Source organism: Streptosporangium sandarakinum (assembly GCF_050942225.1).
Lineage (GTDB): Bacteria > Actinomycetota > Actinomycetes > Streptosporangiales > Streptosporangiaceae > Streptosporangium > Streptosporangium nondiastaticum.
Genome location: NZ_CP192034.1, coordinates 3,093,498 through 3,111,374, shown reverse-complemented (window position 1 = coordinate 3,111,374; position 17,877 = coordinate 3,093,498). Strand labels below are relative to the sequence as shown.

At 72.8% G+C, this 17,877-nt stretch carries 17 protein-coding genes; 8 read left to right on the top strand and 9 right to left on the bottom strand.

Annotated elements, in window-relative coordinates:
- Positions 1-61: 61 nt before the first annotated feature.
- The 3 genes from folP to ACQP10_RS14295 all read right to left on the bottom strand — a co-directional run bounded on the left by folP (position 62) and on the right by ACQP10_RS14295 (position 3,041).
- Entirely contained in the window at positions 62-934 is an 873-nt protein-coding gene (gene folP, locus ACQP10_RS14305; protein WP_346020011.1) for a dihydropteroate synthase, read from the bottom strand.
- Positions 935-1,058: 124 nt separating this feature from the next.
- A complete protein-coding gene (locus ACQP10_RS14300; protein WP_179818074.1) occupies positions 1,059-1,928 on the bottom strand; it encodes a LysR family transcriptional regulator in 870 nt (289 codons plus the stop codon).
- Positions 1,929-2,693: 765 nt separating this feature from the next.
- Positions 2,694-3,041 carry a hypothetical protein gene (locus ACQP10_RS14295; RefSeq protein ID WP_433541512.1) on the bottom strand — a complete coding sequence of 116 codons (348 nt, stop codon included), beginning with the start codon at positions 3,039-3,041 and terminating at the stop codon, positions 2,694-2,696.
- On the opposite strand from ACQP10_RS14295, the gene ACQP10_RS14290 reads away from it, so the two are divergent.
- On the top strand, positions 3,022-3,759 hold the full coding sequence (locus tag ACQP10_RS14290) for a neutral zinc metallopeptidase (RefSeq protein WP_433541511.1): 738 nt from the start codon (positions 3,022-3,024) through the stop codon (positions 3,757-3,759). The genes ACQP10_RS14295 and ACQP10_RS14290 overlap by 20 nt on opposite strands.
- Before the next feature lie 759 nt (positions 3,760-4,518).
- A complete protein-coding gene (locus tag ACQP10_RS14285) occupies positions 4,519-6,033 on the top strand; it encodes an LCP family protein (RefSeq protein WP_346020013.1) in 1,515 nt (504 codons plus the stop codon).
- A 210-nt stretch (positions 6,034-6,243) separates the two neighbouring features.
- On the opposite strand, the gene ACQP10_RS14280 is transcribed toward ACQP10_RS14285, so the two are convergent.
- Positions 6,244-8,289 (bottom strand): spermidine synthase, encoded by a 2,046-nt coding sequence (locus ACQP10_RS14280; RefSeq protein WP_346020014.1) that lies wholly within the window; start codon positions 8,287-8,289, stop codon positions 6,244-6,246.
- 172 nt (positions 8,290-8,461) lie between these two features.
- Between ACQP10_RS14280 and ACQP10_RS14275 the strand changes: the two genes are divergently transcribed.
- Together ACQP10_RS14275 and ACQP10_RS14270 are read left to right on the top strand one after the other, a co-directional pair.
- Positions 8,462-9,820 carry a S8 family serine peptidase gene (locus ACQP10_RS14275; RefSeq protein WP_346020015.1) on the top strand — a complete coding sequence of 453 codons (1,359 nt, stop codon included), beginning with the start codon at positions 8,462-8,464 and terminating at the stop codon, positions 9,818-9,820.
- Positions 9,821-9,825: 5 nt separating this feature from the next.
- Positions 9,826-10,059 carry a hypothetical protein gene (locus tag ACQP10_RS14270; protein WP_179818079.1) on the top strand — a complete coding sequence of 78 codons (234 nt, stop codon included), beginning with the start codon at positions 9,826-9,828 and terminating at the stop codon, positions 10,057-10,059.
- Here the strand turns inward: ACQP10_RS14270 and ACQP10_RS14265 are convergent.
- The 3 genes from ACQP10_RS14265 to ACQP10_RS14255 form a co-directional block, all read right to left on the bottom strand.
- A complete protein-coding gene (locus tag ACQP10_RS14265) occupies positions 10,056-11,018 on the bottom strand; it encodes a phosphotransferase family protein (RefSeq protein ID WP_346020016.1) in 963 nt (320 codons plus the stop codon). The genes ACQP10_RS14270 and ACQP10_RS14265 overlap by 4 nt on opposite strands.
- Positions 11,019-11,213: 195 nt before the next feature.
- Positions 11,214-11,945: an ABC transporter permease gene (locus ACQP10_RS14260; protein WP_389994985.1), complete on the bottom strand. Its 732-nt coding sequence runs from the start codon at positions 11,943-11,945 to the stop codon at positions 11,214-11,216.
- Between the two features lie 8 nt (positions 11,946-11,953).
- Entirely contained in the window at positions 11,954-12,832 is an 879-nt protein-coding gene (locus ACQP10_RS14255; RefSeq protein WP_346020018.1) for an ABC transporter ATP-binding protein, read from the bottom strand.
- A gap of 75 nt (positions 12,833-12,907) precedes the next feature.
- Between ACQP10_RS14255 and ACQP10_RS14250 the strand changes: the two genes are divergently transcribed.
- Positions 12,908-13,543, top strand: a complete 636-nt coding sequence (locus ACQP10_RS14250) for a TetR/AcrR family transcriptional regulator (RefSeq protein WP_346020019.1) — start codon at positions 12,908-12,910, stop codon at positions 13,541-13,543.
- A gap of 132 nt (positions 13,544-13,675) precedes the next feature.
- Positions 13,676-14,686: an ion transporter gene (locus tag ACQP10_RS14245; RefSeq protein WP_399500481.1), complete on the top strand. Its 1,011-nt coding sequence runs from the start codon at positions 13,676-13,678 to the stop codon at positions 14,684-14,686.
- Positions 14,687-14,690: 4 nt separating this feature from the next.
- Here ACQP10_RS14245 and rpsD read toward each other — a convergent pair whose 3' ends face one another.
- Complete coding sequence (rpsD, locus tag ACQP10_RS14240) at positions 14,691-15,305, bottom strand: 30S ribosomal protein S4 (RefSeq protein ID WP_179818084.1); 615 nt, start codon at positions 15,303-15,305, stop codon at positions 14,691-14,693.
- Positions 15,306-15,406: 101 nt separating this feature from the next.
- On the opposite strand from rpsD, the gene ACQP10_RS14235 reads away from it, so the two are divergent.
- Entirely contained in the window at positions 15,407-16,171 is a 765-nt protein-coding gene (locus ACQP10_RS14235) for a DUF2470 domain-containing protein (RefSeq protein ID WP_433541510.1), read from the top strand.
- Between the two features lie 85 nt (positions 16,172-16,256).
- Here ACQP10_RS14235 and ACQP10_RS14230 read toward each other — a convergent pair whose 3' ends face one another.
- Positions 16,257-16,835 carry a ClpP family protease gene (locus ACQP10_RS14230; RefSeq protein WP_346020022.1) on the bottom strand — a complete coding sequence of 193 codons (579 nt, stop codon included), beginning with the start codon at positions 16,833-16,835 and terminating at the stop codon, positions 16,257-16,259.
- A 224-nt stretch (positions 16,836-17,059) separates the two neighbouring features.
- On the opposite strand from ACQP10_RS14230, the gene ACQP10_RS14225 reads away from it, so the two are divergent.
- The gene (locus ACQP10_RS14225) at positions 17,060-17,641 is read left to right on the top strand and encodes an MFS transporter (protein WP_433541509.1); all 582 of its coding nucleotides are present in this window, start codon (positions 17,060-17,062) and stop codon (positions 17,639-17,641) included.
- The last annotated feature ends 236 nt before the right edge of the window (positions 17,642-17,877 follow it).

Below are 17,877 nucleotides of genomic sequence, written 5' to 3'. Positions count from 1 at the left end.
CGATCGCGGCCGAAGCGGCTCGACGCCTGGCCGAAGACCTCGATCAGGAGTGATCGCCCGGTTACCCGGCACTTTCCCAGGCACCGTACGGCGAGCCGGGCCGCTCCCGCAGGGCGGTGACGGCGGACAGGGCGGCGCGGGCGGAGGCGGCGTCGTGGACCCGGAAGACCCGCGCGCCCTGCCAGGCGGAGACGGCGAGGGTGGCCAGGGTGCCGGCGTGGCGCTGTTCGACCGGCAGGCCGCCGAGGGTCTCGCCGACGAAGTCCTTGTTGGAGACGGCGACCAGCACCGGCCAGCCGGTGCCGACCATCTCGTGCAGGCGGCGGCCGACCTCCAGGGAGTGCCAGGTGTTCTTGCCGAAGTCGTGGGCCGGGTCGATGAGGATCGACTCCCTGGCCACCCCGGCGGCGGCCGCCCGTTCGGCGAGTTCGACGGTGTAGCCGATGACGTCGGCGACCACGTCGTCGTAGGCGACGCGGTGCGGGCGGGTGCGGGGGACGGCGCGCCCGGCGTGGGCGCAGACCAGCCCGATGCCGTGCTCGGCGGCGACCCCGGCCAGGCCGGGGTCCACCCCGCCCCAGGTGTCGTTGAGCAGGTCGGCGCCCGCACGCGCGACGACCTCGCCGACCTCGGCGCGCCAGGTGTCGACGCTGATGATCAGATCGGGGTGACGCTCGCGGACCGCGGCGACCAGGCCGGCCACCCGGCGGATCTCCTCGGCCGGGTCCACCTCGTCCCCGGGACCCGCCTTGACCCCGCCGATGTCGACGATGTCGGCGCCGCCGGCGACGGCGGCGTCCACCGCGTCCAGGGCCGCCGCGAAGCCGTACGTTCTGCCCCTGTCGAAGAACGAGTCGGGGGTGCGGTTGACCACCGCCATGATCGCGAATTCGCCGGGCCGGAACTCACGGCCCCGCAGGCGCAGGATGCTCATCGGGACCGAGCCTATCGCCCGGTGCCGGAGAGGCCGGCGCTCCCACCTGCGCCGCCTCTGGGAATGTCGTACGGAAGACCGCTTCGTCAGGCGACCGGCCCACATCCGGTCACCGGGGTCTTCGTCAGGCGGCCGACCCACCTTCGGCCACCGAGAGGAACTCCTGGGCGAGGGCGGGCAGCCGCCGTCGCGCGTGGATGAGGGCGATCACCCGGCGGACCGAGGGATCGAGGGAGCGGACCCGCAGCCCGGCTCGGAGGGCCTGCTCGGCCATCCCGCGGTACCACAGCAGCGAGGCCGCGCCGGAGCGGACCGTGTTCAGCCAGTTGCCGCGCTCGTCGAGCTGTACGGCGGGCACCGGGGCGATGCCGTATCTGGCGAAGAGCGCGTCGAACTCCCTGCGCCGGGCGCTGCCGGGCACCGGCAGTACCAGCCGCATGCCGTTGAGCCGGCTCATCGGCACCGGGTCGGGCAGCTCGACGCCGGGCGGGGAGATCAGCACGATCTCCTGGCGCTCCAGCGGGTGGCTGACCAGGTCGGCGGGGACGGGCAGGTCGGTCAGGCCGAGGTCGGCCCGCTGGTCCCGTACGGCGTTGACCACGCCGTCGCGCCCGTCGCAGCGGACGATGTGGACCCGCACTCCGGGACGCTCGGCGGTGTAGGCGGGCAGGAGGCGGCCGGCCAGGCCCGGCTCCAGGCTGGGGGTGGAGGCGATGCGCAGTTCGGTGTCGGATGTTTGGCCATGGGCGGACAGCTCCTCGATCTCGCGGACGGCGTCGAGTGCCTCCCGGGCGAGCTTGACCACCCGGCGGCCCTGCGCCGTGACGACCACGCCCCGCCCCGAGCGGGCGAACAACGTCATTCCGAGTTCTCGTTCCAGATCCCTGATCGCCCGCGACAGGGCGGGCTGCGCGATGTACAGCGACTTGGCCGCGTCGGTCATGGTGCGATGCTCCGCTGTCGCGACCACGTAGCGGAGCTGCTGCAGATTCATGCATTGAAGCTAGGACACGGGAACCCGCTCAGTCCGGCACATCGCAGAGATCACCTCGGATGATTCCGGAATGTAATTGATTGCGGCTACATCCGTGACGGATGATAAATCAGTATGCTTACGCCCCAAATTCCAGAATGATCCCGACCTGCGGGTCACAAGGGACAGATGGTTTACGGGGAGACAGCGTGACAGGCAACGGGCAGTTCCCTCCGCCGCCGCCTCAGCCGCAGGGACATCCGCACCCCGCGCCGCCGCCCGCCTGGGCCTCCGCTCCTCCCCAGGGGCCGCCCCGGACCTCGCCGCCGGGTCATCCGCCTCAGGGCCCGCACCCGCAGGGACCGCCGCCGGGACAGGGCGGACCCGGGGGTTACGGCCATCCGCACGGGGGTCCGGCGATGCCCGTTTCCCCTCCGCCGCAGGGCGTCCCGCCCCGGCCGCTCCCCCCGCGGCCGCCCGCCCCGCATCCCTTCCCGCCGCCGGGGCATCCGGGTCCGGGACACTCGGGTCCGGGACACTCGGGGCCGGGACATCCCGGACCGGGTCACCCGCCGGCCCACCCTCCCCAGGGGCATCCGACGCAGCCGCCGCCGGGGTACCCGCCCCGGCCGGTCCAGGGGCCCCCGCCGCAGCCGTTCCCCCAGCCGGCCCCGCAGCCGTTCCCCCAGCCTTTCCCTCAGCCGGTTCCGCCTCAGGGGCAGGCGCCGTACGGCATGCCGCCCGCGCCGCCGGCACCGCCGCCCGCCCCCCCCAGGGCCCCTCCTCCTACCCCCAGTGGCAGCCGCCGCGCCGCCGTTCCGGCGCCGGCGCGGTCATCGGCGGGATCTTCGGGGCGATCGCGGTCGCGTTCGTCGGGATCATCGTGGTCGCCGCGGTCCTCCGCGGCGGCGACGACTCCCACATGGTCTCGCCGGTCGCCCTCCCCACCTCCACCCCGTACGAGGCGCGGACGAGCGAGCCCGCCGACCCGACGCCCACCGCGAGCACCACGAGCGCCGCCGACGCCTCGGGCGACTCCCAGGACTCCGACACCACGACGGACACGACGAACACGACGGATACGACGGACACGGCCGACACCCGGCCCAGGAAGGTGCTGAACACCAGCCTCACGAACAACACCCTCTACCGCGCCGGGAGCCTGCCCCGGGTCTCCTGCCCCGCCGGCTCGGCCGACATCTACAGCAACACCCAGCTCAAGGCGCTGATACTCAAGACGTCCCGGTGCCTGGACAAGGGCTGGGCGCAGATCATGCGGCAGCAGGGCATCGACTGGCGGCGGCCGGGCTACGCCATCACCTCCACCAAGGGGCGCGGCGCGTGCGGGGACTTCCCCTCGGCCGGCGGCATCGTGCCGTACTACTGCCCCCGCAACGAGACGATCTACGCCTCGACCTCCGCCATGGTGCGGGGCTCGGGCCGTTCCCTGGGGTACGGCCAGCTCACGAACTGGCACGGCGGGATCGTCAGCATGATGGCCCACGAGTACGGTCACCACGTCCAGCAGCTCTCGGGCCTGTCGAACACCTGGTGGGAGAAGAGCCTGCGCTCCACCAGCAGGAGCGGCAAGCTGGCGCTGAGCCGCAGGTTCGAGCTGCAGGCCACCTGCTTCGGCGCGATGTTCATGCGCTCGGTCTCGGCGACCTACCCGGTCACCCCGGCGCGGCGCGACACCCTCTACTACTTCTATTCGCGCGTGGGCGACTGGGCGGGCGCTCCCCGTGACCACGGCTCCCCCGCCAACAACAACCGCTGGTTCCGCCAGGGCTACGAGAAGAACAAGACCTTCCAGTGCAACACCTGGCTGGCCCCGGCGTCCACGACGTCGTAACCATCGCCATGTTTTAAGCGTCCGTTAACCGTTACTTGATCATGTGTCTGTCATGTACCGGTATGGGAGCTAGAATCCTGGCAAATTTCGTGTAAGCAGGGAATCTTGGCTGTTTTGCCAGGTGGACCGGGATGAACCATAGGAAGCGGTGTGACGATGCACCTTGGGCAAGACTCGGGGGACGCCGCCGAGGGCGGGCAACGACGCACCCGGCAGCGTGACACGAACCCCGGAACACCCCCCGGGCCCCCCGGAACACCCTCAGGTCCGCACGATCCTTCCGGCGCCCCGACCTCGCACGGAGCACAGGCCGCGCATGGAGCACCGGGCGCGCACGGAGCACAGGGCGCCGGAGCGCAGGGCGCATCGCCGGACGACCCCGCCGACCCGGAGAAGACCCGGGCCTTCCGGAAGGCCCCCAACAGGGCGGCCCCGCAGGGCGGAGCGGTCCCGTCGGGCACGCCGGGAGGACCGGCGGCGCCCGGCGGCCCGCAGGGATCGTCCGCTCCGGCCGGGCAGCCCGCTCCGGGCCTCCCCACCCCGCAGCAGCCGCCCGGCGCCCAGGACAAGCTCGTCGCCGGATCGCCCACGCCGCAGGCCCCGTCCACCGGGCCGGCCACCGGGCCGGCCGCGGCGGTGACCGCTCCCGCGGGAGGCCCCGCCCCCGCCTCCCCGGCGCCCGGAGCGGGTCCTCCCTCCCCGGCGTCCGGCGGGACCTCCGGGAAGGGGACCCCCGGGAAGGGGACCCCCGGGAAGGGGATGCGGTTCGCCCGGCCGCTGACGACCGCCTCGGTCATCGGCTGGACCGCGCTGTCGGCGATCCTCCCGGGTGCGGCGCACCTGCGCTCCGGGCGGCGCCGCATCGGGTACGCCCTGCTCGGCGTCTTCGCCGCGCTGCTGGTGGCGGCGCTGGTCGCCGGGCTCACCCTCCGGGGCAACTTCGGTTTCCTCGCCCGGGACAGCACGCTGACGGGCCTGGTGGCCCTGACCGGGGTGGGCGCCCTCGCCTGGTTCCTGCTGGTGCTCTTCTCCTACGTCACCCTCGGCCCGAACCGGCTGAAGGGCCGGGACCAGATCATCTCGGGCATCGCGGCCGGGGTGCTGTGCGTGTCGGTGATGGCGCCGTTCGGATACGCCGCGAGCAGCGTGCTGGCCATCAAGGACACGGCCAACGTCATCTTCCAGCAGCAGGAGAAGGCGAACCCGACGGCCGCGCCGATCAAGGCCGAGGATCCCTGGAACGGCAGCTCCAGGGTGAACTTCCTGCTCGTCGGCGGTGACGCGGCAGGCAACCGCACCGGCCTGCGGACCGACAGCATGAACGTGGCCAGCATCGACATCGAGAGCGGCAACACGGTGCTGTTCAGTCTCCCGCGCAACCTGCAGCACGTCCGCTTCCGGCCCGGCACCCCGCTGGCCAAGCGGTTCCCCAACGGCTACATGGCCGATCTGCCCAACGGCGGCCTGCTCAACGAGATCTGGCAGTACGCCGAGGAGAACCCCGACGTCGTGCACGGCAAGGACGGGCAGCGCGGCCCCAAGGCCCTGATGGACACCATCGGCTACACGCTCAACCTGAAGATCGACTACTACGCCCTGATCAACATGTACGGCTTCGCCCACCTCGTGGACGCCATCGGCGGCCTGAAGATCCGGGTGGACCACGACATCCGCTGGGGCGGCCACTTCGGCACGGCCGGCACGATCAAGGCGGGCTACCGGACGCTCTCCGGCGAGGAGGCGCTCTGGTACGGCCGCTCCCGGGTGGACAGCGACGACTTCTCCCGGATGGGCCGGCAGCGGTGCGTCATCGGCGCCTTCGCCCAGCAGGCCACGCCGCAGGTGGTGCTGACCAACTTCATCAAGATCGCGCAGGCCGCCAAGAAGCTCGCCACCACGAACATCCCCCGTGAGCTGCTGGACCCGCTGATCGAGCTGGCCATGAAGGTGAAGGGAGCGAAGATCACCAGCCTCCAGTTCGTGCCGCCGGAGTTCTACAGTGGCGCACCCGACTGGGTGAAGATCCGCACCGCGACCGCGCGGGCGCTGCGCCAGTCGGTCCAGCCCGCCCGCCGCCCCCAGGCCGCGGGTGCCACCGCCTCGCCGGCCGACGGGACGCCCTCGGCCGGACCGAGCGGGGCCACTCCGGAGCCCGGGGTGAGCGGCACCACGCCCAGGCCCACCAGGTCGACGGTGGCCGCCAAGCCGAGCCAGACCCCCACCCGGAACGGCAACGCCTCGGCGCAGTCCCTGTCGGAGACCTGCGGGCTCTGACGCCCGGCGGATCCCGCCGTCCCCGGCCCGTGGCCCGGCCCCCTCGGGGGGGCCGGGCCACGGCCTTTCCCTCCACGGCCTTTCCCTCCACGGCCCCCACCGCCGCGTGCCACCACACGCCGCCGCACGCACCGCCGCCGTATGGCCGCCGCACCGCCGTACGGTCGCCGGGCCTCCGCGCGGACCGCCGCCGGAACGGCCGGCGGCCGGTCAGGCCGCCGCCGCGCGCCGGGGCAGAAGCGCGAAGGCGCCGAGGTAGAGCAGCCCCGCCACGATCAGCAGGCCCCGGTAGCCGACGACCAGCGCCAGGTACTCCAGGCAGCCGCCGGCCATCGCACCCAGCAGGTTCGCGCCGAAGGCGGTCGTGCCGTCGTGCGAGTCGGCGAACCGCTTGGCGAACACCACGTTGGCCGCGAAGATCGGCAGGAACGCCACGACCACGGCGGTCACCGCCCGCAGCGGCAGCGGCAGGCCCAGCAGCCAGGAGCTGGGCACCAGCCAGGCCAGCACCAGTCCGGCGAGGAGCACGCCGTACATGACGGGCAGCGGCGGGGTCGGGAAGCGGCGCGTCACCTCCACGGCGGCGAGCACCGCGACCAGCACCCCGGCGAACACCACCGCGTTGACCACCCAGGTCGTGCCGAACAGCAGCGCGAACCCGGTGACGCTCTTGGTCTCCAGCAGCATGAACGCCACGCCCAGCAGGAACAGGTCGGCGTACGGGCGCATCCTGCGGTACGGCCCGGCGACCGCCCGGACGGCGAGCAGGCTCACGATCAGGATCAGGATCAGGGTGACGACGTAGATCTGCGGGATCGTGCGGTCCTTGAGGTACAGGAAGGGCCGGTCGTCGTCGCTCGGCGGCGGGGTCCCGGCGGCGGCGCCCGCCCACTCGGCGCCGCAGGACTGGTCGGCGGCGGTGAGACCGGCGGTGATCACGGCCTGCTGCCCGGCCCGGCTGACCACGTCCACGCAGGGCCGGTGGCCGAAGGCGGCCTGCGCGGTGGCGGCGAGCCGGTCGACCAGCCAGCCCTCGCGGTAGTAGTTGTACATCGAGAAGGTGCCGCCGGGCTTGAGGTGGTCCCTGGCCGCCTCCATGGCCTGCCGGGTGAACAGGTAGCTCTCCAGCCGCAGCGAGCTGGCGCCGGAGACCAGGGTCAGCGAGTCGGGCAGCGCGAACAGGATCAGGTCGTACTTCCTGGCCGTGCGTTCCAGGTAGGCGCGGCCGTCGGTGACGACGGTGGTGACCCGGGGGTCGGCGTAGGGCCGGTCGGGGTGGTAGATCCCGCCGAGCTCGCGGAGCTTAGGGTCGATCTCCACGGCGTCCACGTGTTTCGCGCCCTTGGCCAGCGCGATCGCCACGTCGGTGCCGCTGCCCGCGCCGACGATCAGCACGTCGTCGAGCCGGTGGGCGGCCGACCTCTCGTACGGCAGCGCGTACTGCCGCTCCCACGACAGCCGCTCCCGCGCCGGGATGGCCTGCTGGTGCGGGATGCCGTTGACCTGGATGTCCATCACCGGGACGCCCTGCCACCGGAAGCGGTCGTAGGTCACCTTGTAGTACGGCGACCACAGCGCCCCGGCGGTCAGCGTCTCGAGGGCGAGCGCGCCGACGACGACCAGCGACGGCACGAGCACCGCGACCCGGCCACCGAACCCGCGCGGCCACAGCAGCGCGACGTAGGCGGCCGCGGCGATCACCCCCCACGCCACCGGCGGGGCGCCGAGGAACGACAGGGCGGTGAACAGCGCGATGCCGGTGAGGCTGCCGACCAGGTCGTAGCGGTAGGCCTCCAGCCGGTCCAGCTCGGGGAAGCAGCGGCCGACCAGCTCGGCCGGGCCCATCAGCACGACCGCGGCGGCGGCGAAGATCAGCGGCAGGATCAGCCACGGCGGCGGCCCGCTGGTGCTGAGGCTGGTCCAGTACAGGACGCCCTCGGTGTCGCGGTCCACCGTGACCGGGAATCGCAGGATCACCAGCACCAGGACGGCCAGCGCGATCGCCGAATAGTACGGCGGGCGCGTCGTGCGCCCCACCCGCAGGAAACCCAGCCCGATTCCGAGGAACGACCCCAGAAGGACAAAATTCGTGAAATAACTCAAATGCACGATATTCGAGCCGGTCCACCGGATCAGCGCCAGCTCCAGGAAAAGCATGAACGCGCTGGCCACGACCAGTCTGGGCCGGGTGCCGAGCCAGTGCCGGGGGAAGGCGTCGGAATGCGGTGATGGCGTGGTCTCCGCCGCTGTCGTCATGCCGGACAACCTAGTGACCGCCGCGTCCCCGCGAAAGGAAAACGGCCCCGGCGATTTGCCGGTGTAAACGGGAGAAGATACCGGTCAGAGTTGTTATGAACGGCTGGACGCGCCCGGCGGAAATGGAGGAACGTGGGATGGCCCGTTCCCTTCGGCTTCCCGGTGGTGCGTCATGCGCGTCCTCATCCAGCTCCGCCCCTCCCCCGACGTCGTCGCGGCCGTGGCCGACCCCGGCGCGACCGCGACCACGGCCGACGTCGCCGACGGCCTGCCCGGCGTCGCGCTGGACCACTCCTTCACCCCGGTCGCCGTCCCGCGCCCCATGCCGGTGACCGGCGGCGACCCGCTGTCGCTGAACCAGGCGCTGACCTTCTCGCTCGCCGCCGAGGACGCCACCGTGATGGTCCGCGGCGAGATCTCCGACGACGAGCTGTCCACCCGCCTGACGCTGCTGCCCGCGCTGCACCGCGACGTCGTGGGGGTCTTCGCCGACCCGGTCATCGAGCCCAACCCCACCTGCGGCGGCGACGGCCCGGTGGGCGACTGGCACGACGTGGAGCGGCTGCTGGACGTCGCCGGGCTGGGCGCCGAGGGCATGGACGGCTCCGGCGTCGCCCTCGCGGTGCTGGACACCGGCATCAACACCGCCCACGTCACCCACCGTCTCGGCCGCGACCTCACCCTGGACGCCGCGCGGAGCTGGAACCCCGACGGGGTGCACGGCACCCCGGGCGGGTTCCCCGTCGACCACGGCTCGATGTGCGCGTTCGACGCGCTGATCGCCGCGCCGCGGGCCACGCTGCTCGACCTGCCCGTGCTGCTGTCGCGCAGGCCGGGCGGCTCGGCCCTGGACGGCATGCTGTCGGACGCGGTGGCCGCCTTCGCCCACCTGCGCACCGTCCTTGAGGACCAGCCCGCCGAGTCGCGGGCCCTGGTGATCACCAACAGCTGGGGGTCGTTCTCCCCACGCTGGGACTTCCCCGTCGGCCACCCCGGCAACTACTCCGACAACCCCGCCCACCCCTTCAACCTCATCGTCTCCAGCCTGGAGCAGGCCGGCGCCGACGTGCTGTTCGCCGCGGGCAACTGCGGGCGCGAGTGCCGCGACAGCCGGTGCGCCTACCCGGACCGGCCGATCACCGGCGCCAACTCCCACCCGGGCGTGCTGTCCATCGGCGGGGTGGACACCGCCGGGGAGCGGGTCGGCTACTCCTCCCAGGGCCCCGGCCGGCTCACCTCCCGCAAGCCCGACATCTGCTCCTACACCCACTTCTCCGGCTCCGGGGCCTTCGGCGACCGCGAGCCCGACTCCGGCACCTCGGCCGCCTGCCCGGTCGCCGCCGGGGTGGTCGCGGCCGTGCGCACGGTGTGGCCGGCCTCCCGGCTCGCCCCCGCGCAGCTGCGCACCCTGCTGCGCCGTACCGCCGACGACCGCAGCGACGTCGGGTTCGACTTCGACTACGGCTACGGCGTCATCGACGCCTCCGGGGTCATCTCCTCATTGCGCCGCCGGGCGGCGCGCGTAGCGTGAGGGGCATGGTTCTCGTCACCGTACGGCTCGCGCCCAGGGCGACCCTCGAACAGGCCATGCGCCGCCTGAAGCTGTCGGAGAAGGACGTCGACACCGGCTACGGCCTGGTGCTCATCGACCCCGGCGAGGACCTGTACGGCCTGCGCGTGAGCGAGGCCGCCGCCCGGCGGATCGACCCGTCCGCCGGCGGCGGCCCGTACGCCGACCCTCCCATCGAACCGTACGGCCCGCCGGACTAGGTCCTGTCGTGATCACCCGACGGGCTCTGATCATGGCTCCGCCCGACCCCGAACCAGCGGTCGGCCAGCTCGTCGAAGGTGGTGGCGCCCGGAGCGGGGACCTCCCGGAAGTACCACGGCAGGTGTGAGTACACGTGCAGCAGGGCGTAGGCCATCACCTTGCGGGGAAGCGCCGCCCGGCGCTCCTCGGGATAGCCGTAGCCGTCCAGGAAGGCGCGCATCAGCACCCGGTCGCCGCGAGTGAGGAAGATCCCCACCGCGACCAGGTCGTACTCGCGGGCACCGCGCATCGCGGGCTCGAAGTCGAACAATCCGGACGGCCGCCAGGCGCCCGCCTCCTCCCGGAGGAGCAGGTGCGCGTCCATGAACTCGGTGTGCAGCAGAACGGGCTCGCCCGGGTCGAGGTCGACCGACTCCAGGAACTCCGGGATCCGCTCCAGCCACATCCGATCCAGACCGCCGGCCCGGTTCTCCTCGACGGTGGCCTCGGCGCGCTCGGCGCAGAAGGCGGTCCAGTCGGGTGGACCGAGCACCTCCGGCGGGGCGACGGCGTGCATCTCCGCGAGCGCCCTCCCGAACCGCACGGCGAGGCGCTCCCGCTCACGCCGCGGGATCCCCGGCCAGGCCCGCTTGAGGTCCGTGCCGTGCAGCCTGTCCATCAGGACGTAGTCCCAGCCGTGGAACTCGCCGGCGTCCCTGACCCCCGGCGTGGGGATCGGCAGGCGACCGGCCAGCGCGCGCAGCACATCCCGCTCGACCGCCGACGCCCTCCGGCGGAACGGCGGGTAGAGCTTGACGACCAGATCGCCGCCGACGGCGTAGACCGGGAGGGAGCCCCCGTCGAAGGCCGTGACCTCGCCCGTCAGACCGAGGTGTTCGACCAGCGCCAGCGCCCCCACCAGCAGTTCCGCGTCATCGATCGTGTCGTACCGCTCTTCGGTGTCAGCCTTGGGAAGCACATCGGCAACCGTACCGGCGCGATCAACCGGTTTTCCGCGCACGCCCGCCGAGGACCACCACGGCCCCGGTGAGCCGCGCGGGACGCCGGGGAGGCCGTAGTGCGTCCCGGCCCCGTGGACGGGGAAGGCGAACCGTCACACCGGTTTCGCGGGATCGGTCATGGGTGGACCGCGCCCGGACCGTACGGCGGAGGGTCAGGCGTTCGCGCGGTTGAAGACGCGGGTGCCCACCGCCACGCACACCGCGGACAGGGCGAGCGCGACGGCGACCCCGACGCCCACGGCCGCCGTGGCGTAGTGCCCGGCGAACAGGTCGCGGACGGCCTCGACGACGTGCCGGAACGGCGTGGCCCGCGACACGGCGTCCAGCCAGGCCGGCGCCATCGACATCGGCAGGAACGCCCCCGACAGCAGGATCAGCGGGACGACCACGGTGCTGACCACGGGCGCGAACAGGTCGGGGTCGAGAGTGAGCGCGATCGCGTTGGACAGCGCGGCCAGGCTGACCCCGAGCAGCGCCATGATCGCCAGACCGGCCAGCACGCCGGGCAGCGGGGCCCGCAGGCCGAAGGCGTAGCCCAGCGCGATCAGCATGACCGACTGGATGAGCAGGATCAGCGAGCTGCCCAGCACCCGGCCCAGCAGCAGGGCGACCCGGTGGGCCGGGGTGACGCGGAGCCGCTCCAGCACGCCGGCGCGCAGGTCGAAGACGATGCCGAATCCGGCCATGCCCGCGCTGAGCAGGCTCACCTGGACCAGCAGTCCAGGTACCAGGGTCTCCCAGGTGCCGATCGTGGCGAACAGCGGCCCGAACAGCACCAGATACAGCAGCGGCTGCATGACCCCGAACAGGATGCCGACCTTCTGCCGCAGCAGGATGCGCACGTTGTGCCGGAAGACCAGCCAGGTCTCGCGCATGACGTCCATCGGACCTCTCACCTCTCCCCGCCCGCCACGCGGCGGGCGCCGGCCGCCGTCGCCTCAGCCATGTCAGCCATGTCAGCCTGGTCCGCCGGATCGTCTGGTGCGCCGCCCGTCCCGCTCGCACCGCCCGGACCGCCCGGACCGCCCGGGGCGCCCGGGGCGTCGTCCCGCAGCGAGCGGCCGGTGATGGACAGGAAGACGTCGTCGAGGGTGCCGGTGCCGCCCTTGAGCTCGGCCGGGGTGCCCTCGGCGACGATCACGCCGTGGTCGATGATGAAGAGCCGGTCGGCCAGCGTGTCGGCCTCCTCCAGGTAGTGCGTGGTCAGGAAGACCGTCAGGCCCTCCTCCTCGCGCAGGCGCCGGACGTGGTCCCACAGGTGGGCCCGGCTCTGCGGATCCAGGCCGGTGGTGGGTTCGTCGAGGAAGAGCAGCGCCGGGGCGTGGACCAGGCCGAACACCAGGTCGAACCGGCGGCGCTGACCTCCGGAGAGCGCCGCCCCGGGCCTGGTCTCCAGGCCGGTCAGCTCGAACCGGTCGAGCAGTTCCCGGATCCGCCCGCGCGCCTCGGCGGGACGCGTGCCGTACAGCGCGGCGTGCAGTTCGAGCTCCTCCCCCACCGGGACGCCCGGGGAGACCCCGCCGCCCTGGGACACGTAGCCGATGCGCCGCCGCACCGACCGCGGGTCGGTGAGCAGGTCGTGCCCGGCGACGACGGCGGTGCCGCCGGAGGGGCGCAGCAGCGTGGTCAGCATGCGCATGGTGGTGGTCTTGCCGGCGCCGTTGGGGCCGAGGAAGCCCACGATCTCCCCGGCCTCCACCGCCAGGTCCACTCCCCGGACGGCCTCGACGCCGCCTGGGAAGGTCTTGCGCAGGCCCGATGTCCTGATCACTCGATCGCCTCCATCTTGAAGTCGCACCAAAAATAGAGTGACTTAAAAATTTCTGCAACATCTAAAATGACCGGCATGAGCGAGGGACTGCGCGCGCGCAAGAAGCGGGAGACCCGCCTGCGCATCTCCGACATCGCGACGGGGCTGTTCATGGCCCGGGGGTTCGACAACGTGACGGTGGCCGACGTCGCCCGGGCCGCCGACGTCTCGGTCAACACGGTCTTCAACTACTTCGCCACCAAGGAGGACCTGCTCCTCGACCGGGCGCCCGAGGTCGAGGAGCTGCTCGCCCGGGTGGTGCGGGAGCGCGAACCCGGGGAGACCCCGGTGGCCGCGGTGCGCCGCGACTTCCTGGAGGCGCTGGAGACCGGCCACTACCGCTACGGGTTCCACGAGGCCGGCGACGACTTCCTCCGGATGGTCGAGACCGCCCCCAGCCTGGTCGCCCGGGTGCGGGAGATGGGCGAGACGCGGGAGCGGAGGCTCGCCGAGGCGATCGCCGAGGAGGCCGGCGCCGGCCCCGACGACCTGACCCCCGCCCTGGTCGCCGCGCAGATCAACGCGGTGCTGCGCACCATGGTGAGCTACGCCGTACGGCGCATGATCGCCGGAGAGCGGACCGACGACATCCTCCCGGACCTGCGCGAGCAGGCCGAGCGGGCGTTCGGCCTGCTGGAGTCGGGGATCGGCGGGCGCTACATCCGGCGATGACCGGCCCGGTGACGGCCCCCTGACCGCCCGAGGGGCCGGGCGGTCGCCGTACGGCGACCGCCGCCGGAGAGTGGATCATCCGGCGATATGATCATCCGGCACCTCGTCCCCTCACGACCCACGGAGCCGTCAGTGCCGGTGCGCGAGCGCGTCCGCACCTTCCTGGAGACCTCCTACCTCCAGCGGATCATCATCGCGGTCATCGTGATCAACGCGGCCACCCTGGGACTGGAGACCTCGCCCACCGTCACCGACCGGTACGGCACGGCACTGGCGGTCGTGGACCACGCCGCGCTGTACATCTTCGTGGCCGAGCTGGCGGCCAAGGTCTACGCCCAGCGCCTGCGCTTCCTCCGCGACCCGTGGAACCTGTTCGACACCGCGATCGTGGCGCTGTCCCTGCTGCCCGTGGCCAACGGGCTGTCGGTGCTGCGGGCGCTGCGCATCCTGCGCGCGCTGCGGCTCATCTCGGTGGTGCCGAGCCTGCGCCGGGTGGTGACGGCCCTGCTGACCGCGGTGCCCGGCATGACGTCGATCGTGCTGCTGCTCGGCCTGGTGCTCTACGTCGCGGCGGTGATGGGCACGAAGCTCTACCACCTCACCGCGCCCGACTACTTCGGCGACCTGCCCACCTCGCTGTTCACGCTGTTCCAGATGATGACGGGGGACGGCTGGTCCGACATCACCCGCGACGTGATGGACGAGCACCCGTCGGCGTGGCTCTTCTTCGTGATGTTCATGCTGGTCTGCACGTTCGTGGTGCTGAACCTCTTCATCGCGGTGGTGGTCAACGCGATGGAGGAGGAGGCCTCCGGGGAGACGGCCCGGGCGACCCGCGACCTCGAGACGGCCGTGCTGGCGGAGCTGTCGGCGCTACGGGCGGAGGTGCGGGAGCTGCGCGAGCGGACCCCGGTGGGAACGGGGGCGAGGGCGCGGCCTGAGGGGCGGGCCGCCGCGGAACCGGTCGCCACGGTGACGACCGCCACGGGGCCCGTCGCCGCCGGGCCTGCCGCCGCGGAGGTCGCCGGCACGGAGCCGGCCGCCGCCGGGCCCGTCGCCGCGGGGCCGGGCCCGCGGAGCCGATCACCCCGGGACCGCTCGTCACGGGGCCGCTCGTCGCGGGGCGCGCGGGGCCGGAGATGACCGGTCAGCGGGAGTAGTACTCCACCACGAGCTGCTCGTCCACCGGGACGGCGATCTGCTCGCGCCGCGGGCGGTCGAGCAGGGTGAACGTCAGGTCGGCGTGGTCGACCGACAGGTAGGGGGCGATTCGCTCGTCGGCGTGGATCCCCTCGGCCGCGGCGACGAACGGCTGCATCGCCCGCGACCTGGGCCGCACCGAGACGACCTGTCCGGGCTTGACCAGGTAGCTGGGGATGTCCACCTTGCGGCCGTCCACGGTGATGTGCCCGTGCGCGACGTACTGGCGGGCGGCGTAGATCGACGGCGCGAGGCCGGCGCGCAGGACCAGCGAGGCCAGGCGGCTCTCCAGGAGGGCCACCAGCTCGGCGCCGGAACGACCGGTGCCGCGGTGCGCCAGGTCCCAGTAGCGGCGCATCTGCCGCTCGGAGACGTCGTAGTACCAGCGCAGCTTCTGCTTCTCCATCAGCTGCAGGCTGTAGTTGCTCGCCTGGCGCCGCCGGGTCTGCCGGCCGTGCTCGCCCGGCGGGTAGGGGCGCTCCTCGAAGTAGCGGACAGCCTTGCGGGTCAGCGGGACGCCCGCCCGGCGGGACAGGCGCACCTTGGGTCCGGTGTAGCGCATGACAACTCCCTCTTGTTGCGGTAAGAATGGGTTAGGCAAGCCTTAGTTAGGTAAGCCTAAGCTACCTGACATCGTTCGCCGATCTCAAGGAGGGCCGGGTCATGCAGCACCCCGTCACCGCCCCGCCGATCCCGGAGCGGATCCGCACCCTGGCCGCCGCGGCGGCTCCGACCCACGTCTCCTTCGCCGGCGCGGCCCGGCCCGCCGTCCCCGTCCGGGGAGGCGTGGACGGCGCGGGCCGCCCGGTGCTGCTGGTCCGGCCCGGCGACCCCCTGCACGGCGCGCGCGACGAACCCGCGGTCACCGTGGACCTGGTGGCGAGCCGCCGCCTGGGCGGGCACGAGACGGCTCGGGGCCTGCTCAAGATGCAGGGCTGGGCGCAGGCCGTACCCGCCGCCGAGGCGCGCGAGGCCGCGGTGGCGATCGCCGGGCACTGCCCGGACGAGGCACTGTTCGACGTCCTGGAGGATCTCGCCGCCCCGGCCGGCGGGGGACGCCCGGAGGGCACGGGCGCGCCGCGGCTGCTCCGCGTGGACGTCGGGCAGGTGGTGTACCTGGCCGGCGGCGAGTCAGGGGTGGTCGACGCCGAGGACTATCTGCGCGCCGTGCCCGACCCGCTGTCCGACCCGGCCGAGCGCATGCTCGCCCATGTCAACGACGCCCATCGTGAACAACTCACGGACGCCCTGTGTTCCCTGCTCGGCGCCCCGGTGCGCGAGGTGTGGCTGTGGGAGCTCGACCGGTACGGGGCGACCGTCCGCCACGGCGCCGACCGGCCGGCGCTGGTCCGCCTCCCGTGGTCCGCCCCCGTCGCCTGCGCCCGCTCCCTGGAGCACGCCGTGCACGGCCTCCTCTGCCACCGCTGACCGCCCCGCGCGACCCCGGGAAAACGGTGTCATTCTCACCGTCACCCGGGAATCGGGCGGAGGGCATCATTCCAAAAACGGACCGTCAATTACCGGCCGTCACCTCGTTGGTGCTCCGGATCACCTGGTCGACGAATCCGTACTCCTTCGCCTCGGCGGCGGTGAACCAGCGGTCGCGGTCGGAGTCGGCCTCGATCCGCTCCAGGGGCTGGCCGGTGTGGTAGGCGATCCGCTCGCGCAGCATCTGCTTGGTGTAGAGCATCTGCTCGGCCTGGATGGCGATGTCGCTGGCGGTGCCGCCCACGCCGCCGGACGGCTGGTGCATCATGACGCGGGCGTGCGGCAGCGCGTACCGCTTGCCGGGCGCGCCGGCGCACAGCAGGAACTGCCCCATCGACGCCGCCAGGCCCATGCCGACGGTGGCGACGTCGTTGGGGACGTACTGCATGATGTCGTAGATCGCCATCCCCGCCGAGACGGAACCGCCCGGCGAGTTGATGTAGAGCCAGATGTCACGCTCGCCGTCGTTGGCGGCCAGTAGCAGCAGCTCGCCGCAGATCCGGTTGGCCACCTCGTCGTTCACCTCGGTTCCGAGCACGACGATCCGCTGGCGCAGCAGCCGCTGGTACAGCGGGTCCTCGAACACGGGCTGTGGGTTGGTCAACTCTTTTCACCTGCCTCGCATATCGGAAGTTCACCGACGTACGTCTGATGAACCGCTGCCGACGATAACGCCGCCCGGAACGGAGTTCCGGGCTCGTTCGCTGTGGGCGCTTTCCGCTCACAGCGCAGCGTCAGCGGAGAAACGCGACGGCGCCGGACGCGACACGGGGAAAGGCGGGTCCCCGGCGGGAGGGCGACGCCTCCCTGTGTGATGATGGCCGCATCATGCCCGCCACCGAGCCCGTTCCCGCGACCGCGCTCTTCCGTCTCGCCCGCTCCGCGGCCTTCGCCGCCGTGGCGCTGGGGCTGGGCGTGGGGGCGCACGCGTTCGTCGGGGGCACGGTCACGGCCCGGGGCGCGGCGGCCGGGCTGGCGCTGGCGTTCGCGGCCGCCCTTCCGGCGACCGGCCGCGAGCGCGGCCTGGGGATGATCCTGCCGCTCCTGACCGGCGTGCAGGCCGCGCTCCACCTGATGTTCGCGGCGACGGCCCCGGTCGCCGCCGCGGACTCGATGGCGGGCATGGCCGGGCACTCGGGGCTGGTCCCGGGCCTGGCGATGCTGATCACGCACGGCTGGGCCATCGGGCTGACCGCGCTGTGGCTGGCCCGCGGGGAGGCACTGCTCTGGGCGGTGCTCCGGCGGCTCGGCGCCCGGTTCACGCCGATCCTCGCCGGTGAGCCGTCCCCGATTCCGGGGAAGCCCTCGGGCACGCCCCGCCGCGACGGCCCCGCCGTCCCGCGCCGCTCCCCGCTGCGGCACGCGGTCAGCAGGCGCGGCCCTCCGGCGCCCGCGGCGTTCCTTCTCTGACATCTCCGGCGGCGCCCTCCGGCGGACCGCCCACCGGCCGTCCGCCGACGTTCGCGACGACCCCGGCACGGCCCGCTCCGCGTGACCCCGTACGGCCGGCGCACGACCCGGCCCACCGGCCCGTCCGCGTACGGCACCGGCGTCCCGCCATGATCGCTTCATTCCATCTCTCCGGCATCGAGGCGCCCCGGGCGCCTCCCGGCTCCTCCCGCGGCGTGCAGAGCACCGCTCCGCCG